A 25,111-nucleotide genomic window follows, 5' to 3' on the forward strand; every position below is an offset into this window, starting at 1 on the left:
GACAACCCCTTTTGTCGAATTTCACACTTTTGTCACATTCTAAACGTTTTCATTTCTGAATAAGCTATAAAAAAGCTATTTTGGAGGTGTTCTGTATGAAAAAAACATATATTTTACTTATCTTACTAGCTGTCATCGTTTCTTTTTTCTTGTACATCCTCTCTCTACTACAAGCTTTTCCTAAAATTATTGCCTTCCCTCTTTTATTTGGAGTCATTGTCATCGCTCTCTCTTATTTCAACCATAAAAAACGATTTAAAGGGTTTTAACTACAAAAATCACCTGTAAAACTGCCTTCTAATTTAGAAAAAAGAAAGAAATTCACCTTATTCTTTCGACAAATATCGACAAAAATATTTAAAACAAAAAAGACGAGGGAAATTCCTCGTCTTTACAATTACTTCTCTTCAAATAATAATGCTTCTAATTCATTTAATTTCTCTTCAAATACTTGTAGCGCTTCTTTTACCGGTTCTGGAGATGCCATATTTACTCCAGCTTTTTTCAGCACTTCAATTGGATAATCTGAGCTTCCTGCTTTTAAGAACTCATTAATGTAACGTTCTACTGCTGGTTGCCCCTCTTCTAAAATTTGTTTAGATAAAGCCGTTGCTGCACTAAATCCTGTTGCGTATTGGTATACGTAATAGTTGTAGTAGAAGTGCGGAATACGAGACCACTCTAAACCAATTTCTTCATCGATTACTAAAGCATCACCAAAATATTTCTTATTTAAATCATAGTAGATCTCCGTTAACATGTCTGGCGTAACCGCATGTCCTTCTTGTACTTTCTTATGAATAATATGCTCAAACTCTGCGAACATCGTTTGACGGAATACAGTACCACGGAATCCTTCTAAATAATGATTTAATAAGTATAGACGCTCTTTCTTATCTTCTGTCGTTTTTAATAAATAATCGTTTAGAAGTGCTTCATTACAAGTTGATGCTACTTCCGCAACGAAGATTGAATAATCACCGTATACGTGCGGCTGCGTCTTTCTTGTATAGTAACTATGCACGGAATGACCGAACTCATGAGCAAGTGTATATAAATTATTTACATTATCATGCCAGTTCATTAAAATATACGGATTTGTTCCATATGCACCAGATGAATATGCTCCGCTTCGCTTTCCTTTATTCTCATACACATCTACCCAGCGATTTTCATATGCTTCTTTTAAAATGTCAACATACTCATCACCAAGTACATTTAAAGACTTTAATAACATGTCTTGTGCTTCTTCATACTTCACGTTCATTTTCACTTCTGGTACAAGTGGTGTATATAAATCATACATATGAAGCTCATCAAGTCCTAGTGCACGCTTACGAATATCAATGTAACGATGTAGCAAGTGTAAATTATCATGTACAGATTCAACAAGTTGATCATATACCGCTTCAGGAATATTATTATTACTTAATGCCGCTTGACGTGCAGAATCGTATTTACGAACACGCGCATTGAAATTATTACGTTTCACAGCTCCGCTTAACGTACTTGCAAATGTGTTCTTATATTTTCCGTACGTTTCATATACAGCTTTGAATGCATCTTCGCGCACACGACGATCATCACTTTCTAAAAACTGAATGTAACGACCATGTGTAATTTCCACTTCTTCTCCATCCTCACCTTTAATAGATGGGAATTTCAAATCCGCATTATTTAACATACCAAATGTATTACTTGACGCACTCATTACTTCAGATGCTTCTGCTAATAGAGCCTCTTCCGCTTCAGATAATACGTGCGGGCGTTGACGCGTAATTTCTTCTAATGCATGTTCATATACACTTAAGTCTCTATTTTCTGTCAAGAATGTTTGCAGTGTATCTTCTGAAATCGATAAAATTTCAGGCACAATATATGCTGTGCTACTAGATACTTGTGAATATAAATTTGTTGCGCGGTCATTTAACGCTTGATACACAGAGTTTGTTGTATCTTGATCGTAACGCATATGTGCATATGTATATAGCTTACCTAATCGCATTGAAATTTCGTCTTCATATTGCAATGCTTCAAGTAAATTGTTCGCAGAGTCACCAAGTTTCTCTTTAAATTCAGTTAACTTCGGTAATAGCTCTTTAATAGCTTGGAATTCTTTTTCCCATTCTGCATCTGTTTGGAAAATATCTTCTAATCGCCACGTACTTGATTCTTCAATTTCTTTGCGATCTGGTAATGTTTTTACTGTGTTTTGTTCAGACATCCTTTAAGCCCTCCTTTAAATATCTCTACTTACATACAATTCGATTTTTTCTTATGTAATTCCTTCACGATCAGTCTTTATTATATCCCCTTTTCCTTCTCTCATGTTGTACTTTGCCTCAAATAAAGATAAGGCATACGCTAAGCAAATTTCATCATATTTCATAACTTCCTCCTCTGTTTTTAACATAACTACCTCTCTTTTTTTCCGGTACTTATAAGTCCCTACTTTCTGCAATACACCTGTATAACATAAAAATGTCATATATTCAGCAACTGCTACTTTCCATATATGCCGTGAAAAGTACGGGAGCATGCGCCTTTTCACATACGTTTTCACATAACTACATACATATTGAAGGGAAATACAATCCCCTACCGCAAGCTCACCTATACACTTTATATATAGAAAAGCTTGCCATATAAATGGATTTGTTTGAAAAGCAAATGAGGACGGGAGTGGCACACCGATTTCAGAAGGAAAATTTGCTGGGGTACATTTACATTGATATAAGAGGCGTAATAGTGACTTATGATTGTAATTCCAAATCGGCAGCGCATTTTGCCGAAAATAGCTCTTTCGCTTTTTCCATTCCTCACCTAATGTTTTTTTTCGGAAAGAGACGGGAGAAAAGAGCATTTCAAAAGTAGTCGTTTCAGTTGGTAAGTAGATAATATGTGAGAAAGAGACGCTTGTAGAAAATGAAGTGAGAAACGCGCATTTCATAAATAATTTTTGTTTCGAACAGAAGAAAATAAGAAATGGCTGAGGATAAGATTGTAAGGAGAAAGCCATAAGTGAGGAGAATTTCATCCAATATGCTGATTGCCTTTTCAATTGATTTCCACCAATGATCCAAATGACCTGTATACCAGCTCGCCAATACGAATAGGTTCGTTTGTACAGCTGCTCTATAGAGAGATTAGCGCATTGATATTCAATCGCAATTGTTCTCCCTGCTCTCTCTATGAAAATATCTGGTCGTTGCTGAATTTCCGGAAGATAGTGCTCTATATACACAGGAAAGTTTTGACGTTTGAACCACCTATATAACAATTCTTTACCGTGCATATGATACATAGATTCTGCTTCATAAAAGGCAAGACACGCGTCCATTTTCTTATGAGCAAAATGCCAACTTTTTTGTTTCCCTAATTTCATTTGCACTTCCTTCCCGCAAGCTATGCAAAAGAAGCTTTCCATTTTACGCATACGATGTAAAAGCTCTTCATCATGATGATAGAGTAGATGAATTTTTTCTCCGTTTTCTCTTTTGGCGATAAACATCGGAATCACACCCTTTCAGCTCCTTATATTCTACAATTTATTACAAATTCCTTTTAAAAAAGAGATGTCCCAATTTCGGACATCTCTTTTTATAATAAAGGTGATAATAATCGATACGTCGATTCAACAATTCGTCTATGAAGACGCCTTTTATGAAAACGATCGACATGAATTTCACTTGATTCTTCTATATCCTCTTTATAATCTTGAACAAGTTTTCGAATGCTGTCTGTATCATATAAAAAGGCATTTACTTCAAAGTTCAAATGAAAACTTCTCATATCCATATTAGCAGTCCCAATTGAAGCTAAATCAGAATCCACAATGACAACTTTACTATGGAGAAAACCTTTTTCGTATTCATATATCTTTACCCCTGCATCTAAAAGCTCTGGGAAGTACGATCTCGATGCGTAAAAGACGGTGCGCTTATCAGGCTTACTTGGCATTAACAAACGGACATCAATACCAGCAAGTGCCGCTACCTTTAATGCGGATAAAATATCATCATCCGGAATGAAATACGGCGTCGCAATCCAAATGGATTTCCGCGCAGAAGCAATCATGGCAAAGTATAAATGTTTAATTGTTTCCCATTTATTATCTGGTCCACCTGCAACGAGCTGTACGCCTCCCCAATGATCACCCTCAACTGCTTTCGCTTGTAAATATTCAGGGGCCAGCACAGCCTCACCAGTCATATAAAACCAATCTTGAAGGAAAATAAGTTGCAAGCTTTGAACAGCTTCACCACGCAAATATAAATGCGTGTCTCGCCAAAAACCGAAATATTTATCCTTTCCTAAATATTCATCACCAATATTTAATCCACCGACAAACCCTTCGTTTCCATCAATAATAACGATTTTCCGGTGGTTTCGATAATTAATCTTATCGTTTAAAATCGGAAAGCGCACAGGGAAAAACGGAATCATTTCTACTCCTGCATCATTCAATTCTTCAATATATGAATTCGATAACCTAAAACTTCCAACCGCATCATATAAAAAACGAACGACAACACCTTCTTTTGATTTCTGTATTAAAATATCTTTAATTTCTGTTCCAAGCTTATCATCACGCACAATGTAATATTCCATATGAATGTGGTGTTTCGCTCGTTTTAATCCATCTAAAATGGCCTGAAACGTTTCATCTCCATTTGTTAATGTTCTCGTTTCAGTTTGAAATGAAATATTTAAAGCGCCTAAGCGGTCCGCTAAACGAAATAACAGCTCTTGATGCTTATGATTGCGCAAAATCCGTTCTTCGTAATCTTCATGCCCCTTATATTGTAAAAATGCTTGTTCATCGAGCAACGCCTTCTTTTGGAACATTCTCTTCCTCCGAAAGTTCTGTCCAAATAATAAATAAGCGAAGAATCCAAATACCGGAAAAATACCTAACACAATGAGCCATGTAAGTGTTTTAGACGGATGACGGTTCTCTAAGAAAATAACGCAGCCAATTAAAAATGCAGACACCGTAAATAAAATACTAATAATACCTAAAATCGAAACATCTTTTATCCCAATTACATCCGAATAAAATGCTACATCAATAAACATACGTAACGAAACAAATAATGCGAACAATAGTAGAACAAAGAAAATCAACTTTAATGTATTTTTCATCTCTTACCTCCTTACTAAGAAAGCTTTCCTATTCTTCATATAAAAAGCCGATTTCATACTACAGAAATCGGCCTACGTTTTAGCAGGAAAATTATTGCGAATTGTTTCAAGCGCACGCTCTTTCACAATTTGTTTCCCATACTCACTTACACGATGAATTGTTAAAGTTGATTCTTCTCCGTATTCTAAAACAATACTTAAAATACGATCAATTTCTTCTTCATCATGTAGCACTTCATCGAATTCCACATATACATAATAGCGGTTCTCAAATGAATACAGCTCATCTTTTATATCTTCAAAGATAAGACGGTGGCTTAATGAAATGACATCTTCAAAATCATTAAACTTAATTAAAAAGCCAAACGTACCATCTTCGTTAAAGTTTGTTCCTGCTTGTTCTTCTACCTCCTCCACTAATTCTTGCTGGAATAATGATTCAATGCCTTCATCTAGAGGAATGTCTATAATTTTATCTACACCTATTGGTAGTTCTAGCTTTTGTCCATCCTTTGAAAGCTCTGCTTTCGTTACAAGTACTTCAATCCCTTTATCGACTGCTTGCACTTGAATCCATAACGGTCCATCAATAAAGAAATCATCATGATCACGAGCTTCGTCCATCATCTCCCAAAAGAGCTCTTCACTTCGTTCGCGGTCATACCAAATTTCTTCACGATTAAACCCTCTATCCTCTATATCAATGTACGTAATAAAAAATTTCATCGTATGGTCATTAATTCTTTCAATATCCAAAATACAACTCTCCCTTCCTGCTTAGAATTGTTATGAAGGGATTCCCCACTCATATGACAAATCAATAGATTCTTGTACTCTCATTTTATGATAAGATTCTCCAGAATGGAAATAAAATCGATTTATTTTACAAAAATAGTTATATGCCTATCTTCATTCGACCACCTACACAAATATATCATTATAGCGATTTCTCACTTATGAAAAATTTGGACATACATTTCCACCCTCCCCCGTACACTGTAATAAAGTGAAACTTTTATTAGAGAAGATTATTTAGTCTCTCTTCACCACATACATACAGTTCGCTTATTAAAACTTCATAAATGGAGGCAGACGAATGGACTTAGAGTTTTTAACATCTGTACTAATGATTGTCGGTATCGATGTTGTATTAGGTGGTGACAACGCAATCGTCATCGCACTAGCTAGCCGAAATTTACCTGAATCGAAACGAAATAAAGCCATTTTGATTGGTACTCTTTTAGCAATCGTACTAAGAATTATCCTTACTATACTAGCTGTCTATTTACTCGACATTCCATTTCTACAACTTATCGGGGGCGTTTTACTTACATTAATTGCAGTGAATTTACTAACTGATAATAGCAACGATCTTTCTGCTATTCAGGGGAAAACAACTTTATTTCAAGCTGTGCGTACAATTGTATTCGCGGATCTCGTTATGGGGTTTGATAACGTTATTGCCATTGCAGGTGCAGCTCACGGAAGATTTTTACTCGTAATAATCGGCTTACTCATTTCTATCCCGATTATTATTTGGGGTAGCAAACTTATTTTAATACTTATGGAACGCTTTCCATTCCTCATTTATTGCGGAGCAGCGATTCTCGCCTATACAGCAGGAAAAATGGTTACACATGAAGACAGGCTTGCAACGTTCTTTCATAATAATCCAAATTTCACCACAAGCATGCCTTTCTTATTCATTTTCACTGTTCTATGCATCGGTATTATCGTGCAACAAGTTCGATTACGAAACGTGAAACATTAAAAAAAACCTTCTACTATATAATAGGTAGAAGGTTTTCATATTATTATAATTAATTTACAAGACGCTGTGCTTCACGTAATTGGAACGTTCTTACTGTACGTGGTAAGAAACGGCGGATTTCGTCTTCATTGTAACCTACTTGAAGGCGTTTCTCGTCAATCATAATTGGACGACGTAAAATCCCTGGATAGTCACGAATCATCTTATATAAATCTTGAAGTGGTAAAGACTCTAAATTTACATTTAATTCTTGGAAAACTTTTGAACGAGTAGAAATAATCTCATCCGTTCCGCTTTCTGTCATACGTAAAATCTCTTTAATTTCCTCAATCGTTAATGGATCTGAGAAAATATTACGTTCTGTATAAGGAATATGATTTTCCTCTAGCCATAATTTCGCCTTTCTACAAGACGTACAGCTTGGAGAACTATATAATGTTACCATACAAAGCTCACTCTCCTTAAAGAGTACAAATTCTGTACTAATTACAGTTTAAATTTCTAAATTCAGCAATTTTTTACAATACCTTGTCTTATAACAAAGTGCAAAAAATCGCATTTCATGTAAGCAACAACTTTTAGCAAACAACAATTACTTTTAATAAGTAACTTCTATAATCATTATACAATAGATTTTGCAAGAAATATACAGTAAATTTCCTTCTAATTGAGAAAACTCATCCGTGTATTCCACTGCTATGTAACATAATTACACTAACTTCAGCTGTACTTGAACAATAACCTTCAACCCTCTTAATACTGGCTTGTCATAGATTTTTCATGTGATATACAGTTATTTCCCCATAATCTTCTCTATGAAAAAGAGAACGTTTTCTTACCTTTTCTTGATAAATCAATTAAGATATGTAAGACTATACAAGTGAGAATCAAAAGGAACACTTGTTCTTATTTTAACAAACATCCTCATCCATGTCTATACGATTTCTAAAATAAATCAATTATTTTTCTGACATTTCTTTCTTTTTTATCTTTTATCTCATACAATAAACATACAGACAGGCAAAGGGGGAATTTTCAAATGATTGCTTTTTTTATTGATTTTGTCACCGTTGCTGCCCTCATCATCGGAATCACAGCATTGATTGGTGTCATTACAAATAGCATTGGTGAAAAACTCTTTGGCGGAAAAGAAAAGATGAAGTTTGTTAATAAAAGTTTGGATGTACAATCCGGCTGGAACCAAGTTGGGGGGAAAGGTATTTATAAGAAACGTACGTATTAAAAAAAGCAGGTAATCACCTGCTTTTTTCTTATTTCTCTACTGACGCCCATTTAAAGCTTAAATCGCCGCCATATTTATGGTTGTACATATTTTTAATTGATTCTCTTTGTAAGTATGCTCTACCACGTTGATATACTGGAACAATCGCAGCATCATCAAGTAACATTTTCTCTGCTTCCAGTAAGTTTTTCCAACGAGCATTTACATCACTTCCATCTTTCTTCGCTTTCATGATAATTTCATCATATTTCGGATTAGAGTATTTCATTTTATTTTGTGATCCGTCCGTTACGAACATATCAAGGTATGTAACTGGATCTGGGAAGTCTGCACTCCATCCAGAGAATGACATCACATAATCGCCCGCATCTTCTAGTTTTAGTTTTTGCGCAAATGGTTGTTGTTTAATTTTCACTGTTAAACCTGGTAAATTCTTTTCTAATTCACCTTTTAAATATTCACCTGTTTTCTTCGATAATTCAACATCTTCATTTAATAACTCTAATTCGATTTCATTTTTACCAAGCTCTTTTTTACCAGCTTCCCAATATTTCTTCGCTTCTTTCACGTTTGGTTTTACAATATCTCCATTTACAGCACGGAAGTCTTTCTTATCTGGCCCTTTAATGAAGTTATCAGGAATTAATCCTGTTGCTGGCTTAGAACCGTTATTTAATAATGTATCAACGAACGGCTTACGTTCAAAAGCAAGTGAAATTGCTTTACGAATATTTTTATTTGCTAAAGCTGGGTCTTTTTGATTTAAACGAAGGAAGAATACAGATGTATCTTCTACCGTTTGGAAATCTGGTTTTCCTTTATATTTATCGATGAACTCTGCTAATAACGTCGCTCGATCGACTGCGTTTGTTTCATATAAATTAATTGGCGTAGACGTATCTTTTACAATATTAAAGTTTACTTCCTCAATCTTCACTTCTTTATTGTCCCAATATGACGCGCTCTTTGTCATTTTAAAGCTACGTTCATGTTGCCAATCACTTAATGTAAATGGCCCGTTATAAAGTGTTGTATTCGCTTCCAAACCAAACTTCGTACCTTGCTCTTTCACAAACTTTTCATTCACAGGATAGAAGATTGGATATACCATTAAATCTACAAGGTATGGAATTGAATTGTCTAATTCCACTTCTAATGTATGATCATCAATCGCTTTTACGCCTAATTGATCTGGACTCATCTCTTTTTTATTAATTTTCTCTGCATTTTTTATATCATACATAATGTACGCTGATTTCGCAGCTGTATCTGGGTTAATCGCTCTTTGCCATGCGTATACGAAATCCTTCGCCGTCACAGGTTCACCATTTGACCATTTTGCGTCTTCACGTAATTTAAATGTATATTTTTTACCGTCTTCTGACTTTTGGAATTCCTTCGCTACACCAGGAACTAGCTTATCATCTTTTCCTAAACTGTATAAGCCTTCCATCGTATTAGTCATTACTCTTGAAGAAACTGCATCAGCTGATAACGCTGGATCCATCGTTGGAATTTCTTGTGTTTCAATTAAGTTAATAACTTGCTTTGCACCGCTTTTCCCGCTATCCCCTTTTGCGTTCGCTTGCGGCTCATCTTTTTGGTAGCTACATGCCCCTAACATCATGCTCATCGCTACTGTTGATACTACAAAAACTGGCATCTTTTTTTTCATACTTCCACCCTCCACAAAAAATGTTAGCCCTTTCATTTTCAAACAAAAAGAAATATATATATGTTCTAATAATTCATATTATACACACAAATATATTTTTTGTATATTTATATTTCTATTTCATTAAAATTTTCTGTTAAAAAATAAACCTTTGTAAACGTTTTATATTGCCGTTTTTCCTTACTTAAGTGTTAAAAATAACTATTTTTATATTTTTCTAAATTATCAGAGAAAAATATAATTTATATCTTATAATACTTTACGCATAATTATCCCCCTCTTTTTATCATAAAATAGTGCTACCTTCACATTAAAGATATGTAGGTTAAAATGAGTGCAAAGGATAAGAAAATATGTTACGATACACTTTGCTAAAAATAGATATCGGTAAAGAGGGGACGGGACATGACAGCAATTCAAGCAAAAAACGGGCCGACAGAGAAATTAAGTTTATTCTTATTAACATGGCCTATTTTTCTAGAAGTTTTTCTATTTATGTTAATGGGGATCGCTGATACTTTCATGTTAAGTGCATTATCAGACGATGCTGTATCCGGGGTTGGTGCAGCGAATCAATACCTCCATATCGCTATTTTGGTACTTGAAGTCATCGGGAACGGCGCAGCTATCGTCGTATCTCAATACCTCGGTTCCAAACGTTTTATGGAAGCATCAAAAATATCAGCTTTAGCCGTCACATTAAATTTAGTGGTCGGACTCATTATAAGCGCTGGTTTTCTATTATTTTCAAAACATATGATGATGGCAATGAACTTACAAGGCGATGTACTCATGTATGCACAAGGCTATTTATCCATCGTCGGAGGCGCTATTTTCCTTCAAGCTATTATTAATTCATTAGCCGCAATTATCCGCGTACATGGCTTCACAAAGCAAGCGATGTTTATTTCACTTGGAATGAATATTATTCATATCGCTGGAAACTACGTACTCATTTTTGGGAAATTTGGTTTCCCAGAGCTCGGTGTACAAGGGGCTGCCATTTCTTCTGCTGTCAGCAGATTAATCGCACTTATCGTTTTCTTCTGGTTACTGTACCGCGTTATGGAATACCGTGTGAAATTACAATATTACTTCACCTTATCTAAAGAATACATCGGGAAAATTTTAAAGATCGGGATTCCATCTGCATTTGAGCAGGTTATGTATCAAGCTTGCCAAATTGTCTTCTTATACTATGCAACATACTTAGGAACGGAATCATTAGCGGCTAGACAATACGCTACGAACATTTCTATGTTCACTTATTTATTTGCTATTGCGATCGGTATGGGAACAGCCATTATTATCGGACGCCTCGTTGGCGGTGGCGAAAAAGATGAAGCGTATGAACGCGTATGGAAAAGTGTGAAATGGGCTATTGGCGTCACTTTATGTATGGTCGCTCTCGTTATTACATTCCGCACACAATTAATGGGGCTATTTACAGATAATCCGCACATTATTACATTAGGTGCGTCAGTTCTTTTACTAAGTGTCCTACTAGAAACAGGGCGTACAATGAACATTGTCATCATCAATTCACTTCGTGCAGCTGGTGATGCAAAGTACCCTGTTTTAATCGGTGCATTCTCTATGGTATTAATGAGTTTGCCACTCGGTTACTTTTTCGCCTTCCATTTAGATATGGGGCTCGTTGGTATTTGGCTAGCGATTGCTATCGATGAATGGACACGTGCCATCATTATGTTCTTCCGCTGGAAAAGTAGAGCGTGGGAACGTTATGCACTCGTTAAACCTGCAGAACAAGAGGAGAGTGTTTCTGTTCAGGCACAGTAATACTCCTTTAATTAAGGTGTATTCATTGGTAAAGGAAACTTATATCTGCGATTCTTTAAATATATCGACTTACCAAGAAATGTTGACAAATCTATTATATAGTAGAAAAAAAGCCAATCTTCCGTAACGGAAGATTGGCTTTTTTATTATTGATAAATCTCTTTATATTTCTTATACTCTGCTTCAGAACATAATACGAAATGTCCTGGGCGAATTTCACGCATTGTTGGTGCTTCACTACCATAATCATGTTGTGATGGATCGTATACGATACGTTTACGATTGCGCTCATAATCTGGATCTGGAAGCGGAATTGCTGATAATAGTGATTTCGTATATGGATGAATTGGATTCGCATATAACTCTTCACTTGTTGTTAGCTCAACGATTTGACCACGGTACATTACGCCGATGCGATCACTAATGTATTTTACCATTGATAAATCATGGGCAATGAATAAGTATGTTAAACCTTTTTCCTTTTGTAACTTTTTCAGTAAGTTTACAACTTGCGCCTGGATTGATACGTCAAGTGCTGAGATTGGCTCATCGGCAATGATAAATTCAGGTTCTACAGCAAGTGCACGAGCAATACCGATACGTTGACGTTGTCCACCTGAGAATTCATGCGGGAAACGGTTTGCGTGCTCTTTATTTAAACCAACTGTGTTTAATAATTCATGAACACGGTCCATACGCTCTTTTTTGCCTTTTGCTAGTCCGTGAATATCAATACCTTCTGCAATAATATCCCCTACTGTCATACGAGGGTTTAATGATGCATATGGATCTTGGAAAATCATTTGCATTTTACGGTTGAACTTCTTCAGCTCTGCGCGAGATTTTTTACCATGTACATTTTCACCATCGAACAACACTTCACCAGCAGTTGCATCATATAAACGAATAATCGTTCTTCCAGTTGTTGATTTACCACAACCTGATTCTCCTACAAGACCAAATGTTTCTCCGCGATAAATATCAAATGAAATATCATTAACCGCTTTGACAACACCACCACTCACGTCGAAGTGCTGCTTTACATTTTTTACTTCAATTAATTTCTCACGTTGTTTAGTCATGTTGTTCACCTGCTTTCATTTGAAGAATGCGTTTTTCAACAACTGCCGGCGGTCTTACTTCTGGAGCTTGCTCGTGAAGTAACCAAGTTGCCGCATAGTGTGTATCACTTACTTTAAATAAAGGTGGGTCCATTTCAAAATCAATTTTCAGTGCCTGTGGGTTACGTGGTGCAAAAGCATCTCCCTTTGGCGGCTTTAATAAATCTGGAGGCGTTCCAGGGATTGCATATAACTCTTCTTCTGAACCATCTAAACTTGGCATAGATGCGATTAAGCCCCAAGTGTACGGATGTTTTGGATTGTAGAAAATTTCATCAACCGTTCCAATTTCAACAACTTTACCAGCGTACATAACTGCTACGCGGTCCGCAACGTTTGCCACTACACCTAAGTCATGCGTAATGAAAATGATTGCCGCTTCTGTTTTTTGCTGAATGTCTTTCATAAGCTCTAAAATTTGCGCCTGAATTGTAACGTCTAGCGCTGTTGTCGGCTCATCGGCAATTAATAATTTTGGGTTACAAGCTAACGCCATCGCAATAACTACACGCTGTCTCATACCACCTGAGAATTGGTGAGGATATTGTTTTAAGCGCGCTTCTGGATTTGGAATACCTACAAGGTCGATTAATTCTAACGCAACTTTACGTGCATCTGCTTTACTCATCCCTTGGTGTTTAATAAGGCCTTCCATAATTTGATTTCCAATTGTCATCGTTGGGTTTAATGATGTCATTGGATCTTGGAAAATCATCGCGATATCTTTCCCGCGCACTTGTTGCATTTCTTTTTCTGTTAATTTCGTTAAGTCACGACCTTCAAATACGATTTCACCGTTTTTAATACGTCCTGGAGGATTCGGAATTAATCCCATTAACGCTTTAGAAGTAACTGATTTACCAGAACCAGATTCTCCTACAATCGCTAATGTTTCTCCTTTTTTCAAATCAAAAGTAACACCGCGTACAGCTTGTACTTCACCTGCATGTGTATCAAAGGAGACTTGCAAATCTTTTACCTCTAGCAATGTTTTCATTTTTACTTCTCCCCTCTTTTACTTACGCATTTTTGGATCTAACGCGTCGCGTAATCCGTCTGCCATTAAGTTGAATGCTAAGATTAACATACTGATGACAACCGCTGGGATGAACATCATATGTGGATACGTTTGAATTGATTTATAGCCATCGTTTACAAGAGAACCAAGTGATGCGAATGGTGGCTGAATACCTAAACCGATGAAGCTTAAGAACGCCTCACCAAACACTGCTGTTGGAATTGTAAACATTGTCATTACGATAATTGGTCCCATTACGTTCGGGATTAAGTGTTTTACAATTAATTGTGTGTTTGTTGCACCTAATGTACGAGATGCTAATACATATTCTTGATTTTTTAATTTCAGGATTTGTCCACGAACGATACGCGACATCCCTATCCAACCTGTAATCGCCATTGCTAGTGTAATTGACCATATACCAGATCCCATAATGATTACCATTAAAATAACGATGATTAAGTATGGAATACCGTTAATAATCTCCATAATACGTTGCATAATATTATCTACTCTACCGCCATAGAACGCTGAAATACCTCCATAAGCAACCCCAATTACTAAGTCAATCGCCGCTGCTAAAAGAGCGATATATAACGATACGCGTGTACCTTCCCATGTTCTTGTCCATAAATCACGTCCAAGATCATCTGTACCAAACCAGAAATACTCTTTAATGTCACGTTTTTCATATTGGTCAACACCATATTGATCTGTACCGTCAAATGGTAGCCAATGAACATTTTCAATAACAGGAATTTTCGGTGGTAATTTCGCACGACCTAAGTCTTGTTCTTTATAAGAATGCTTACTTACCATCGGTCCTAAAACTGCTAGTAATATAATAAACGCTAATAAAATGAAACCGAACATTGCCCCTTTATGTTGGAACAAACGTCTTCTTACATCTTGCCAAAACGTTAAGCTTGGACGGGCAATGACTTCATTATCAACATTATTTTGATTGGCTTGTTGAAATAAATCTGGAGATAATTTTTGTACATCTTTCATCATTTTTTCCCTCCCGCTAAACGAATACGAGGATCAATAATTCCGTATAAAATATCAACAATGAAAATAACTAAGATGAAAATCGCACTATAGAAAATTGTAGTTCCCATAATAACTGTATAGTCATTCACTGTAATAGATTTAACGAACTGTTCCCCCAGTCCTGGTACAGCATATATTTGCTCAATAACTAATGTCCCTGTAATTAATCCTGCAACCATTGGTCCTAGAATTGTTACAACTGGAATTAATGCGTTACGAAGCGCGTGTTTAATAATGATAACGCCTTGGCTAATCCCTTTCGCTTTCGCTGTTAAAATGTAGTCAGCTTGCATAACTTCAATTAACTCTGCACGAGCAAAACGTGCGATTGTTGCGATAACTGCCATCGATAAAGCGATTGTAGGCATTACTGTAAACTCTGGTCCTTTCCAGAATGCTACTGGGAACCATCCGAGTTTTACCCCTACGAAATATTGTAGTAATGCAGCAAATACGAACGATGGTACCGACATCCCGAGTACGGAAATAATTGTCGCCCCATAATCGACCCACGTGTTGTTACGAAGTGCCGCAATGATTCCTAAAATTAAACCGATAAATGTTCCTAATATAATCGCTTGTAAACCAAGTTGCGCTGATGGTCCAATACGATCCACAATCATATCTGTTACTGGACGGTTATCATATTGGAATGATACCCCTAAATCACCTTTTGCTAAGTTACCTAAGTAACGTGCATATTGAACTGGTACTGGATCATTTAAACCATATTTTTCAAGAATGATTTCTTTTTGTGCCGGTGATAGTTTCTCCTGGTTTTTAAGCGGAGAACCCGGAAGTAATTTCATCAAAAAGAAAGTCAGTGTAGTAATTAAAAATAATGTCAAAGCCATGTACACGAAACGTTTTAATACATAACGTCCCATAGTCAAGCACCTCCCCGTTTTTCTCAAAAGCAATAAGATAGTTTAAAATATTCTTACTTTTATTTTTTTAAAATAAGAGCATATGCCCATCATAGGCATATACCCTTATTCATGATGGAAACCATTTTTAGTTTTTGAGTTCAACCCACTTATAGCTAAATTCTCCGCCATATTTATGTTCTAATATGCCAGTAATTGAGCCACGTTGTAAATAAGCTTTTCCTGGTTGATATACTGGAGCAATCGCTGCATCTTCAAGCAGTTGTTTTTCTGCTTGTAATAATGCATCCCAGCGAACTTGTACATCAACTTCTGTTTTCGCTTTTTTAATTAAATCATCATACGCTGCATTTGCGTAATTTACTTTGTTTTGCGCATTACCTGTCGTATACATTTCAAGGAATGACATTGGATCCATATAATCTGGACTCCATCCCGCGTATGACATTGCGTAATCTCCACTTGCTTCAAGTTTTAATTTTTGTGCAAATGGCTGCATTTTTGTTGAAACTGTTAAACCTGGTAAGTTCTTTTCAAATTGGCCTTTTAAATACTCTCCAATTTTTTTAGCATCATCAGTATCAAAGTTTAATAGCTCTAACTCTACTTTGTCTACACCAAGTTCTTTTTTACCAGTTTCCCAGTATTTTTGAGCTTCTTTAGTATCCTCTTTTATAAGCTTTCCGTTCTCTTCACGGAAGTCTTTTCCATTCGGACCTTTTGCTAAGCCTTTCGGAACAAAACCATATATCCCCTCTGAACCATCGTTTAAGATCACTTTTCCGATATTTTCACGTTCAAAGGACATTGCAATTGCTTTTCGGATATTTTTATTTGCTAAAAATTTATTCTTTTCATTTAAGCGAATAAATTGTGTAGATGGTCTCTTAATCGTTTTAAAGTCAGCATCTGATTTGTATTTATCTACAAACTCTGATGTTAACACGACACGATCAATCGCTTTCGTTTCATATAAATTTATAGCAGTTGAACGATCCTTAACAATATTGAAGTTTATTTCCTCAAGTTTTACTTCTTTATTTTCCCAATACGTTGGATTTTTCTTAAGTTGGAAACTTTGTTCATGCTTCCATTCATTTAATACGAATGGACCATTATAAAGTGTCGTATTGGATTCTAATCCAAATTTTGCTCCTTGTTCTGTTACAAACTTCTCATTCAAAGGATACAATGTTGGATAGACTGTTAAACTTACAAAATAAGGAACAGGGTTATCTAATTCCACTTCAAGTGTATGATCATCAATTGCCTTTACACCAAGTTCTTCAACTGGTAATTCTTTTTTGTTAACTTTCTCCGCATTTTTAACATCAAATAGTATGTAAGCAAACTTGGCACCCGTGTTTGAATCTACAGCTCTTCGCCAAGAATAAACGAAGTCTTTTGCTGTTACAGGTTCACCATTAGACCATTTCGCATCTTCACGTAACTTAAATACATACTTTTTGCCATCCTCTGATTTCTCATAAGATTTAGCGACACCTGGAACAAGCTTATCGTCTTTACCCAGACGATATAATCCTTCCATTGTATTATTCATGATGTTAGAAGATGTTGCATCTGTTGATAACGTCGTATCCATAGTTGGGATTTCAGCTGTCTCGGTTAGATTTAAAACTTGCTTGTTTGAGGATTTTTCTTTTGCGCCTGCTTTATTATCCTCTTTTTGGTAACTACAAGCTCCTAACATACTGACAGTCAACGTCGATGCAAGTAATAACGGTATCTTTTTCTTCATGTTGTGTTGCCTCCCCTAATTGCACTTCCTGTACCCTCACTTGTAAAAATGTAGAATTGAAAGAATAATCTCCAAGTTTCTACAATTTTCATTATACATATAATATAACAATTGTGAATATAGTTTTTTGTTTTTTTGTTAAAATTTTTAATAAAATGTTTATTTTTTTATTTTTTTGTAAAGGGATACGTTAACATTGCTACCATCATCTTGAAATCAGACCTTTAATTGCGTATAATTTTCAAAAAATTAATTCTAGTACATATTATAGCTTTTATAGTATAATAATTCTAGTAATATTTTGACGGAGGGGAACATTTTGAATAAAGTTTTTTTTCATACTTGTATACTAATTTTCATAGCGATAATTGCTTCTAGTATTGGCGCATTCCTCGTTTCATCGCAATTTTTGTTGAATTTTGTCAATATATCGTTTTATGTCGCACTATTTTTTATTCTTATAGGCGGTTTTTTATTCATATTTCAAAATGGATTTTTTAACGTAACAATTTACGCCTTCCAAAGAGTATTTGGTACGAACAAAAAAATTGAGTCTTTAATTGAAGAAGTAGAGGAACCTGTCGATAAGAAAGAACGTATTTATAAAACATATTCATTCAAATGGACGTATCCAATTTGCATTACCGGTATCGTTCTTGGGTTGTTCTCGACCCTCATTAGCTTTACTATTTTGATGTAGTTTGCAAACACTATCCCATATGATATAATAATCAGCAAAACATTTTGTTATAAAACTTTAGTTCTTTCATATTAAAGGAGCTTAGGTAACAATAAATACATTTATATGTATGCGATGATAAAGAAGAGTACATATTGAGGCAATTTCAGAGAGCTTGTGGCTGGTGTGAACAAGTAATTGCGCAGTATGGAATGGGCTTTTGAGCACCAAACCGAACCGAAAGTAGTAGGCTTTGGCGTTATATCCAAACGTTATTATGGATTAGAGAGATTTCACAGTAGTGAAATAATTAGGGTGGTACCGCGGTCCATTCGTCCCTATAGTTTTTGGGATGAATGGGCTTTTTTGTTTGCCTTCTCTTCCCCATCACGCATTCAAATTTAGGAGGAATTACTTATGTCAGTTATCTTTTCTGGTATTCAGCCGAGTGGAACGATTACACTTGGAAACTATTTAGGAGCTATGAAGCAATTTACAGAGCTTCAAAATGAACACGACTGTTATTTCTGTATTGTAAATCAACATGCGATTACAGTACCTCAAGATCCCGTACAACTTCGTAAAAACATTCGCAGTCTTGCTGCACTTTATGTAGCATGCGGCATCGATCCTGAAAAAGCTACTTTATTTGTACAATCAGAAGTACCAGCACACGCTCAACTAGGATGGATTATGCAATCAGTTGCTTACGTTGGAGAATTAGAGCGTATGACGCAATATAAAGATAAATCTTCTGGTAGAGATTCAGTTCCAGCTGGATTACTAACGTATCCACCATTAATGGCTGCTGATATTTTACTTTACAACACTGAAATCGTACCTGTTGGTGATGATCAAAAGCAACATATGGAATTAACACGCGATCTAGCAGAGCGTTTCAACAAACGCTTCCGTGAAGTGTTCACTGTTCCTGAAATTCGTATTCCAAAAGTAGGAGCTCGCGTTATGTCATTAACAGAACCTACGAAAAAAATGAGTAAATCTGATCCGAATCCAAAGGCAATGATCAGTATGCTTGATGAACCAAAAACAATTGAAAAGAAAATTAAAAGTGCTGTAACTGATTCTGAAGGTATCGTGAAATTTGATAAAGAAAACAAACCTGGAATCTCTAACTTATTAACAATCTACTCTTCATTCTCTGGAAAAACAGTTGAAGAAATAGAAGCAATGTATGAAGGAAAAGGATACGGAGACTTCAAAGGCGACCTAGCACAAGTAGTCGTAGAAGCAATTCGTCCAATTCAAGACAAATATAACGAACTAATCAACTCACCCGAACTAGACGAAATTCTAGACAAAGGTGCAGAAAAAGCAAACCGTGTTGCATTCAAACAACTACGCAAAGTAGAAAATGCAATGGGGTTAAGTAGAAAACGTAGGTAATGTATAAAGCGGAGGCGACTGTTTATCCCTGAAGGCTAAGGTTCTTTCCCACAGAAGGTGCTTTTTACCTTCTCGTGGGGAAGGTTCTTAGACGCGAAGGGCTAGGAGCCGGAGCTGGATTACTACCAAAAGCGGAGGCAGCTCGTTCAGAATGTTCGCTGGATCTAAGTTACAACAAATTAAAAAACCGCCAATTGGCGGTTTTTTAATTTACCTTTTGCTCGTTTTCCATTTCCCATAACTTTTCAAAAAATGGCTGTCCTTTTACGAGACGCTCGCATAATTGTTCGTGCTTCTCAGACCAGCCTGTTTTCGCTTCATCATACAGTTTAGCCCAAATATCTTCAAATTCCATATGTTGAACCATTCCGTATGCTGATGGATCCCACTCTGTGAACCAATAGCGAATTTCTGCTGTGTTTTTCGTTGTATGTAATTGATCTAACGCCATAAATAATAATTGTTTAAGCTGTCTTTCTTTACGAGTTAAGCCATTCATAATGAAAGGTGATGGTGATAAAATATGATGTTCTTTTTCCATTTCTTCTACTTGGAACTCATACTTTTCTGCTTGTACGTTTTCTACCATCTCATATACCATCTGCTCTTGGCGCGGTATAAGTCTGCTCTTTCGAATTGGTACATTGTAACCAATTGTGTCAATCGCAATAATTCCTTTTCCATCTGTAACAACAAAGCAATACTCTTGCTGCAAACGTTCATGATTTTTACGAATATATGCCTTATGATGTACGTCTTCCAACAATTTTTGCGGAAGCTCTAACAATTCGTCCTCGATGTAATGATATAATGTGGCATCTACTTTTAATAATGGCACTTGATCTAATAGCTCAATCGTATCATCTTTCCGCCATTCGTAAAAATGACAAACGTTATACCCATTCTCTTCACCTTCAAACCAATTTACCCATACATCATGTAGATATAACATTCACTACCCCTCACTTCACTACTGTTTGTATCAATCATTATGTTCAATTTTTCTTAACTTTATTCCACCTAAGGAAATATATTCTAATTATTATTTTTTCTTCTATTAATACTAAAAAAACAGGAAATAGAGCTCCTGTTTTTTATATATGAAATGTATTTGCTTTATTCAATATTTCTTTTGCATCTATAGATAATAAAGAAAGTGTATCTTCTCCTTCCAATGTTACACAATCTTTAACAATATGAAATCCAAGCGCATAGCCAAGCATCTTTGGATAAGAGTGAAATCCATTTAATAAGATGTCGTGCTCCCTTGTTCCTCGTTTTATACTTATTCTTTCATGTACAACATTTTTCCAATAATAAATAGCCTCTTCTTTTGAAAGATACATCGTCCACGGTGCATTGTTTTTTTCTGAATATCTTTCCGTTACCGCTTGCTCAGCTAGCCCTTCCATAATCATCGTATCAAGTAATGTATATTCTGTTTCTTTCGTCTCAATTTGATGTAACCTGCATATGTGATGATATTCATGCGCCAATAACACCTTTAATTCTTCCACCGAATTCCGTCCACATACGAATAAGAAAATAACGTGACGCATAGATAATCCAGCCCTACCGTTATACTCTTCTTGTACAGTTCGATTATAGGAATCTGATAATAAAATAAAGACAGGGACATCTGGACCGTTTAACCAGGTTTTCAGTTTCTCATACTCCGTACGTAACTCTTTCCAAACTTCCTTTTTCTCTAACTCTTTAACTTCTTGTTCTCCTCGTATAACTGGGCGGTACATACCTTTAGAAATTAAAAAGCGATACAACCTTTCTTTTGGCAACGGGATATACTTCGTAAACTTTTCACACAGCTTTTCTGGCCGTCCATAATATAGATGTAACCACTCAGCAGTTTCAATAATCCCCATCTTTATCCCTCCTTTTTCTTATGTATATGCAAAAGGAGAAAAAGGCGTAAAAATAAATAAGGAGTTTTTTCGTAATATGCTACGAAAAAACTCCTTATTTCATCTATTATTTATACGATTTAAATACTAATACTGCGTTATGACCACCGAATCCTAGTGAGTTACTTAATACTGCATTTACTTCTTGTTGTCTCGCTTTATTTGGTACGTAATCTAAGTCACATTCTGGATCTGGTGTTTCATAGTTAATTGTTGGAGGGATTACTCCGTCTGTAATTGATTTAATTGAGAAGATCGCTTCAACAGCACCAGCTGCTCCTAATAAGTGACCTGTCATTGATTTCGTTGAGCTAATTGCTACTTTGTACGCATGCTCACCGAACGTTTCTTTAATTGCCATCGTTTCATACTTTTCATTCGCATCCGTACTTGTACCGTGCGCATTAATGTAATCAATATCTTCTGGCTGTAGACCTGCATCTGCTAAAGCTTGACGCATTGCACGCACGCCGCCTTCACCACCAGGAGCCGGCATTGTAATATGGAATGCATCACCAGTTGCACCGTAACCAGCGATTTCCGCATAAATGTGAGCACCACGAGCTAATGCATGCTCTAATTCTTCAAGAATTAAAATACCTGAACCTTCACCCATTACGAAACCGCTACGGTTTTTATCAAATGGACGGCAAGCTGTTGCTGGATCTTCATTAAATGTTAATGCTTTCGCTGAACTAAATCCTGCAAATGCCATACTTGTTAACGGCGCTTCAGCTCCACCTGTTATCATTGCATCAGCATCACCACGCTGAATTGCTTTAAATGCATCACCAATTGAGTTTGCACCAGATGCACAAGCTGTTACAGAGCAAGTGTTAATTCCTTTTGCTCCTGTTGCGATCGATACTTGACCTGCTGCCATATCTGGAATCATCATCGGTACGAAGAATGGACTCACGCGGCGCGGACCTTTCTCAGTAAAAATCTTAAATTGTTCTTCGTATGTTTCCATACCGCCAATACCAGAACCAATCCATACACCAATTCGAGGTCCGTTTTCTTCTGTAATTTCAAGCTTTGCATCTGCAACTGCCATTTTCGCTGCTGCTACTGCATATTGTGTAAAGCGATCCATACGGCGCGCTTCTTTTTTATCAATATATTTCTCGACTTCAAAGTCGTTAATTTCTGCTGCTACTTTTGCTGGAAATAGTTCCGGATCAATTCTTGTAAGTCGTCCGATTCCAGATACACCCTTTTTAATGTTTTCCCACGCTGTTTCAACATCTGTTCCGATCGGTGTAACAGCTCCTAGTCCTGTAATTACGACCCTCTTTTTCTCCATACAAAATACACTCCTTTTTTTCTCTCAGTCCTTATTTACCCCAACGAAGAGCAACTGCTCCCCATGTTAATCCGCCACCGAAACCAACAAGTATAATTAAATCACCATCTTGAATACGTCCATTTTGCAATTCCTCTACCATTGCAATTGGAATTGAAGAAGCTGATGTATTACCAAACTTTTCAATTGTCATACTCATTTTTTCTTGTGGTAAATTTAATCTCTCTCTTGCAGATTCCATAATACGAATATTCGCTTGATGTGGTACTAAAAAATCCACATCCTCTTTCGTAAGTCCCGCTTTTTCTAACACGCGAAGACAGGAATCACCAAGTTGGCGAACAGCAAATTTAAAGACTTCTCTGCCGTTCATCATAACATACTCGTCTTGATAAAGATGCTTACCGCCACTTCCGTCTGCTCCTAATTCGAAAGATAGAACGCCTCTTCCTTCTGAAACAGCCCCCATTACGATAGCACCGGCTCCATCTCCAAATAGTACTGCTGTATTTCGATCATTCCAGTCTACAATTTTAGATAGTTTATCACTACCAACTACTAATACATTTTTATAAGTTCCCGTTTGAATAAATTGCTGCGCTGTAATCATTCCGTACATAAAACCAGCACACGCTGCACTTAAATCCATTGCGGCTGCGTGTTTTGCGCCAATGGCCTCTTGAATGACACAAGCTACTGCTGGGAATGCCCGATCTGGTGTTACTGTTGCCACTAAAATCAGATCGATATCCTCTCCGCTAATCCCGGCATCTTCAAGTGCTTTTTTAGAAGCCTCTACCGCCATATATGAAGTATCTATTGTATCATCGGCAATGCGTCTTTCTGCAATTCCCGTTCTCGTACGAATCCATTCATCAGATGTATCTACGATTTTCTCTAAATCGTGATTTGTGACTACTTTTTCTGGCACATATCTTCCGATTCCTAAAATGCCCACGTTCACATCGCAGCCCTCCGTTTTATATCAATTATTATGACTTGGTACTAATTTTAAAACATAAATGTATTTTTGTCTAGAATATATTTCAGCTCAAACATAAATCCAGCATTATTCACTTTATTGTTTATTAAAAGAAACAGAAACATACCTTTCCTGTTTCTTTTGAAATATAAAAAGGCCCGAACCGCTTCTATCCGCGGTTCGAGCCTCTCTTCCCTTCCAAAAAAGAAGGTTTTATTCTTTATCTGCTTTCCCAAGCTCATATGCTTCGTTCATAACTTTCATCAATAACTCTAATACTGGTTGTGCTTTCTCCATATCAAGCGCAATTCCATTATCATCTAAAATGGCCTTTGCTTCTGGTAAATGCTTCATTGCGATTTGTAAAAATTGCATGCTTTTCTCATTCATATTATGTTCTTCCTCTCCATTAAAACTTTCACATACATAGTGTAACACGCTCGCTATCCTTCGTATAACTCTTTATATTTTTTCATATGTGCCAATTGTTTATTTAGACCGTATTCTAACGGAGTATTTCTTTTTATCGAAATAACCTCGACAGTATCATCTCTTTCTTCCTCGCTCTTTTTATGCACTTTATCCGCTGCACGTAAAAGGTTCATACCTTTTTTCCATAATGACTTTTTACCACTAAGTAAATTGTATATGCCGAGATGCTCCTCGTTCATTCCATTTTCCCATAAGTATTCACATACATCTTCCACGTACAATAGATCACTTCCATTTTCCTCACTCGCATAATAGCACTCTTTCTCATCCAGTTCTGATAAAATGAGCTGATGATACATCATAAAAGATGGTTGCCATGGCCCATATAATGTAGGAACTCGAAATACACTATATGGTGCCTCTCCTTTTTTCAATCCTTCTTCCACTTTCGAAAATAAACGTTTACTTTCAGATTCATCTGCGTTTCCTACTTCAATAGAAGAAATTAGATTTAACTTTACTTTCTGTTCTGCACACAGTCTTATAATCCGCTTTAAATACTGTAATATAACTCTTTCATTCCGAAAGCCACTTTGTTGATTTGGCTCATACAAGCAAAAGTAAACCGTATCGAACTTCTCTCCTTCTACTGATCTCCATCCATCTTCATCTCTTATCGAATAATACGTAAATAACGCATTTCGTCCAATCAACAATAACTTCTCTTCATTAATTTTTGTCATGTTCTCGAATTCATCAAAATCAAGACCGTACACTTCTACTTCTTCTGCAATCATTTTATTCACAAGGTGATAACCTACAAACGTAAGTGCACCAATAATTAGCACGCGCTCCATACCACCAACCCTTTCTCCTTGAAACAAATAGCTCCTCATTTATGTATATGGGAG

24 protein-coding genes and 1 other annotated feature are annotated in these 25,111 nt (G+C 36.2%); of the genes, 7 read left to right on the forward strand and 17 right to left on the reverse strand.

Features of this window, described 5'->3' with window-relative positions:
* Positions 1-95: 95 nt before the first annotated feature.
* Positions 96-269 carry a hypothetical protein gene (locus tag ILT06_RS10400; protein ID WP_046957017.1) on the forward strand — a complete coding sequence of 58 codons (174 nt, stop codon included), beginning with the start codon at positions 96-98 and terminating at the stop codon, positions 267-269.
* A gap of 128 nt (positions 270-397) precedes the next feature.
* On the opposite strand, the gene pepF is transcribed toward ILT06_RS10400, so the two are convergent.
* From pepF to mecA, 4 genes are all read right to left on the reverse strand, one after another.
* Entirely contained in the window at positions 398-2,224 is a 1,827-nt protein-coding gene (gene pepF, locus ILT06_RS10405; RefSeq protein WP_222655037.1) for an oligoendopeptidase F, read from the reverse strand.
* Between the two features lie 51 nt (positions 2,225-2,275).
* A complete protein-coding gene (locus tag ILT06_RS10410) occupies positions 2,276-3,520 on the reverse strand; it encodes a competence protein CoiA (protein ID WP_064476812.1) in 1,245 nt (414 codons plus the stop codon).
* An 80-nt stretch (positions 3,521-3,600) separates the two neighbouring features.
* Entirely contained in the window at positions 3,601-5,145 is a 1,545-nt protein-coding gene (locus ILT06_RS10415) for a cardiolipin synthase (RefSeq protein WP_000799207.1), read from the reverse strand.
* A gap of 72 nt (positions 5,146-5,217) precedes the next feature.
* Entirely contained in the window at positions 5,218-5,901 is a 684-nt protein-coding gene (mecA, locus tag ILT06_RS10420) for an adaptor protein MecA (protein ID WP_000350712.1), read from the reverse strand.
* A gap of 340 nt (positions 5,902-6,241) precedes the next feature.
* Here mecA and ILT06_RS10425 point away from each other — a divergent pair, with 340 nt between their 5' ends.
* Positions 6,242-6,916, forward strand: a complete 675-nt coding sequence (locus tag ILT06_RS10425) for a TerC family protein (RefSeq protein ID WP_000362605.1) — start codon at positions 6,242-6,244, stop codon at positions 6,914-6,916.
* A gap of 49 nt (positions 6,917-6,965) precedes the next feature.
* Here ILT06_RS10425 and spx read toward each other — a convergent pair whose 3' ends face one another.
* A complete protein-coding gene (spx, locus tag ILT06_RS10430; RefSeq protein ID WP_000258267.1) occupies positions 6,966-7,361 on the reverse strand; it encodes a transcriptional regulator Spx in 396 nt (131 codons plus the stop codon).
* 594 nt (positions 7,362-7,955) lie between these two features.
* On the opposite strand from spx, the gene ILT06_RS10435 reads away from it, so the two are divergent.
* On the forward strand, positions 7,956-8,159 hold the full coding sequence (locus ILT06_RS10435; RefSeq protein ID WP_000559978.1) for a hypothetical protein: 204 nt from the start codon (positions 7,956-7,958) through the stop codon (positions 8,157-8,159).
* A 28-nt stretch (positions 8,160-8,187) separates the two neighbouring features.
* On the opposite strand, the gene ILT06_RS10440 is transcribed toward ILT06_RS10435, so the two are convergent.
* Positions 8,188-9,834: a peptide ABC transporter substrate-binding protein gene (locus tag ILT06_RS10440; protein ID WP_088048326.1), complete on the reverse strand. Its 1,647-nt coding sequence runs from the start codon at positions 9,832-9,834 to the stop codon at positions 8,188-8,190.
* A gap of 405 nt (positions 9,835-10,239) precedes the next feature.
* Between ILT06_RS10440 and ILT06_RS10445 the strand changes: the two genes are divergently transcribed.
* Positions 10,240-11,634 (forward strand): MATE family efflux transporter, encoded by a 1,395-nt coding sequence (locus ILT06_RS10445; protein ID WP_098103598.1) that lies wholly within the window; start codon positions 10,240-10,242, stop codon positions 11,632-11,634.
* Positions 11,635-11,780: 146 nt separating this feature from the next.
* Here ILT06_RS10445 and ILT06_RS10450 read toward each other — a convergent pair whose 3' ends face one another.
* From ILT06_RS10450 to ILT06_RS10470, 5 genes are all read right to left on the reverse strand, one after another.
* Positions 11,781-12,716: an ABC transporter ATP-binding protein gene (locus ILT06_RS10450; RefSeq protein WP_064476815.1), complete on the reverse strand. Its 936-nt coding sequence runs from the start codon at positions 12,714-12,716 to the stop codon at positions 11,781-11,783.
* A complete protein-coding gene (locus ILT06_RS10455; RefSeq protein ID WP_000854348.1) occupies positions 12,709-13,752 on the reverse strand; it encodes an ABC transporter ATP-binding protein in 1,044 nt (347 codons plus the stop codon). Before ILT06_RS10455 ends, ILT06_RS10450 begins: the two co-directional genes overlap by 8 nt.
* Before the next feature lie 18 nt (positions 13,753-13,770).
* On the reverse strand, positions 13,771-14,787 hold the full coding sequence (gene opp3C / locus ILT06_RS10460) for an oligopeptide ABC transporter permease (RefSeq protein WP_064476816.1): 1,017 nt from the start codon (positions 14,785-14,787) through the stop codon (positions 13,771-13,773).
* The gene (opp3b, locus tag ILT06_RS10465; protein ID WP_063224613.1) at positions 14,784-15,713 is read right to left on the reverse strand and encodes an oligopeptide ABC transporter permease; all 930 of its coding nucleotides are present in this window, start codon (positions 15,711-15,713) and stop codon (positions 14,784-14,786) included. Before opp3b ends, opp3C begins: the two co-directional genes overlap by 4 nt.
* 127 nt (positions 15,714-15,840) lie before the next feature.
* Positions 15,841-17,472: a peptide ABC transporter substrate-binding protein gene (locus ILT06_RS10470; protein WP_064476817.1), complete on the reverse strand. Its 1,632-nt coding sequence runs from the start codon at positions 17,470-17,472 to the stop codon at positions 15,841-15,843.
* 319 nt (positions 17,473-17,791) lie between these two features.
* On the opposite strand from ILT06_RS10470, the gene ILT06_RS10475 reads away from it, so the two are divergent.
* The 3 genes from ILT06_RS10475 (at position 17,792) to ILT06_RS32470 (ending at position 19,767) form a co-directional block, all read left to right on the forward strand.
* Entirely contained in the window at positions 17,792-18,172 is a 381-nt protein-coding gene (locus tag ILT06_RS10475) for a DUF3899 domain-containing protein (protein WP_001044992.1), read from the forward strand.
* 105 nt (positions 18,173-18,277) lie between these two features.
* Positions 18,278-18,494: a binding site (T-box leader), on the forward strand.
* 74 nt (positions 18,495-18,568) lie between these two features.
* Positions 18,569-19,558: a tryptophan--tRNA ligase gene (trpS, locus tag ILT06_RS10480; RefSeq protein ID WP_000110999.1), complete on the forward strand. Its 990-nt coding sequence runs from the start codon at positions 18,569-18,571 to the stop codon at positions 19,556-19,558.
* 74 nt (positions 19,559-19,632) lie between these two features.
* Entirely contained in the window at positions 19,633-19,767 is a 135-nt protein-coding gene (locus ILT06_RS32470) for a hypothetical protein (protein WP_255295184.1), read from the forward strand.
* Here the strand turns inward: ILT06_RS32470 and ILT06_RS10485 are convergent.
* The 6 genes from ILT06_RS10485 to ILT06_RS10510 form a co-directional block, all read right to left on the reverse strand.
* On the reverse strand, positions 19,764-20,510 hold the full coding sequence (locus ILT06_RS10485) for a YjbA family protein (RefSeq protein WP_000966116.1): 747 nt from the start codon (positions 20,508-20,510) through the stop codon (positions 19,764-19,766). The two genes, ILT06_RS32470 and ILT06_RS10485, sit on opposite strands and share 4 nt — an antisense overlap.
* Before the next feature lie 142 nt (positions 20,511-20,652).
* The gene (locus tag ILT06_RS10490; protein ID WP_064476818.1) at positions 20,653-21,441 is read right to left on the reverse strand and encodes a DUF2268 domain-containing putative Zn-dependent protease; all 789 of its coding nucleotides are present in this window, start codon (positions 21,439-21,441) and stop codon (positions 20,653-20,655) included.
* A 106-nt stretch (positions 21,442-21,547) separates the two neighbouring features.
* The gene (fabF, locus tag ILT06_RS10495) at positions 21,548-22,786 is read right to left on the reverse strand and encodes a beta-ketoacyl-ACP synthase II (RefSeq protein WP_000412643.1); all 1,239 of its coding nucleotides are present in this window, start codon (positions 22,784-22,786) and stop codon (positions 21,548-21,550) included.
* A 31-nt stretch (positions 22,787-22,817) separates the two neighbouring features.
* Complete coding sequence (gene fabH / locus ILT06_RS10500) at positions 22,818-23,750, reverse strand: beta-ketoacyl-ACP synthase III (RefSeq protein ID WP_001100551.1); 933 nt, start codon at positions 23,748-23,750, stop codon at positions 22,818-22,820.
* A gap of 231 nt (positions 23,751-23,981) precedes the next feature.
* Positions 23,982-24,158 (reverse strand): ComZ family protein, encoded by a 177-nt coding sequence (locus ILT06_RS10505; RefSeq protein WP_001986215.1) that lies wholly within the window; start codon positions 24,156-24,158, stop codon positions 23,982-23,984.
* A gap of 53 nt (positions 24,159-24,211) precedes the next feature.
* Positions 24,212-25,084: an NAD-dependent epimerase/dehydratase family protein gene (locus tag ILT06_RS10510; RefSeq protein WP_141556093.1), complete on the reverse strand. Its 873-nt coding sequence runs from the start codon at positions 25,082-25,084 to the stop codon at positions 24,212-24,214.
* Between the last annotated feature and the right edge of the window lie 27 nt (positions 25,085-25,111).

It is taken from the genome of Bacillus sp. 17RED48 (assembly GCF_019837545.1).
Taxonomy (GTDB): Bacteria; Bacillota; Bacilli; order Bacillales; family Bacillaceae_G; genus Bacillus_A; species Bacillus_A wiedmannii.

What these genes read in the sequence shown, in the direction of transcription:
- ILT06_RS10400 (WP_046957017.1), top strand. Translation starts at nt 96, where the DNA reads ATGAAAAAAACATATATTTTACTTATCTTACTAGCTGTCATCGTTTCT.
- pepF (WP_222655037.1), bottom strand. Translation starts at nt 2,224, where the DNA reads ATGTCTGAACAAAACACAGTAAAAACATTACCAGATCGCAAAGAAATT.
- ILT06_RS10415 (WP_000799207.1), bottom strand. Translation starts at nt 5,145, where the DNA reads ATGAAAAATACATTAAAGTTGATTTTCTTTGTTCTACTATTGTTCGCA.
- ILT06_RS10425 (WP_000362605.1), top strand. Translation starts at nt 6,242, where the DNA reads ATGGACTTAGAGTTTTTAACATCTGTACTAATGATTGTCGGTATCGAT.
- spx (WP_000258267.1), bottom strand. Translation starts at nt 7,361, where the DNA reads ATGGTAACATTATATAGTTCTCCAAGCTGTACGTCTTGTAGAAAGGCG.
- ILT06_RS10435 (WP_000559978.1), top strand. Translation starts at nt 7,956, where the DNA reads ATGATTGCTTTTTTTATTGATTTTGTCACCGTTGCTGCCCTCATCATC.
- ILT06_RS10440 (WP_088048326.1), bottom strand. Translation starts at nt 9,834, where the DNA reads ATGAAAAAAAAGATGCCAGTTTTTGTAGTATCAACAGTAGCGATGAGC.
- ILT06_RS10445 (WP_098103598.1), top strand. Translation starts at nt 10,240, where the DNA reads ATGACAGCAATTCAAGCAAAAAACGGGCCGACAGAGAAATTAAGTTTA.
- ILT06_RS10450 (WP_064476815.1), bottom strand. Translation starts at nt 12,716, where the DNA reads ATGACTAAACAACGTGAGAAATTAATTGAAGTAAAAAATGTAAAGCAG.
- ILT06_RS10455 (WP_000854348.1), bottom strand. Translation starts at nt 13,752, where the DNA reads ATGAAAACATTGCTAGAGGTAAAAGATTTGCAAGTCTCCTTTGATACA.
- opp3C (WP_064476816.1), bottom strand. Translation starts at nt 14,787, where the DNA reads ATGATGAAAGATGTACAAAAATTATCTCCAGATTTATTTCAACAAGCC.
- opp3b (WP_063224613.1), bottom strand. Translation starts at nt 15,713, where the DNA reads ATGGGACGTTATGTATTAAAACGTTTCGTGTACATGGCTTTGACATTA.
- ILT06_RS10470 (WP_064476817.1), bottom strand. Translation starts at nt 17,472, where the DNA reads ATGAAGAAAAAGATACCGTTATTACTTGCATCGACGTTGACTGTCAGT.
- trpS (WP_000110999.1), top strand. Translation starts at nt 18,569, where the DNA reads ATGTCAGTTATCTTTTCTGGTATTCAGCCGAGTGGAACGATTACACTT.
- ILT06_RS10485 (WP_000966116.1), bottom strand. Translation starts at nt 20,510, where the DNA reads ATGTTATATCTACATGATGTATGGGTAAATTGGTTTGAAGGTGAAGAG.
- ILT06_RS10490 (WP_064476818.1), bottom strand. Translation starts at nt 21,441, where the DNA reads ATGGGGATTATTGAAACTGCTGAGTGGTTACATCTATATTATGGACGG.
- fabF (WP_000412643.1), bottom strand. Translation starts at nt 22,786, where the DNA reads ATGGAGAAAAAGAGGGTCGTAATTACAGGACTAGGAGCTGTTACACCG.
- ILT06_RS10505 (WP_001986215.1), bottom strand. Translation starts at nt 24,158, where the DNA reads ATGAATGAGAAAAGCATGCAATTTTTACAAATCGCAATGAAGCATTTA.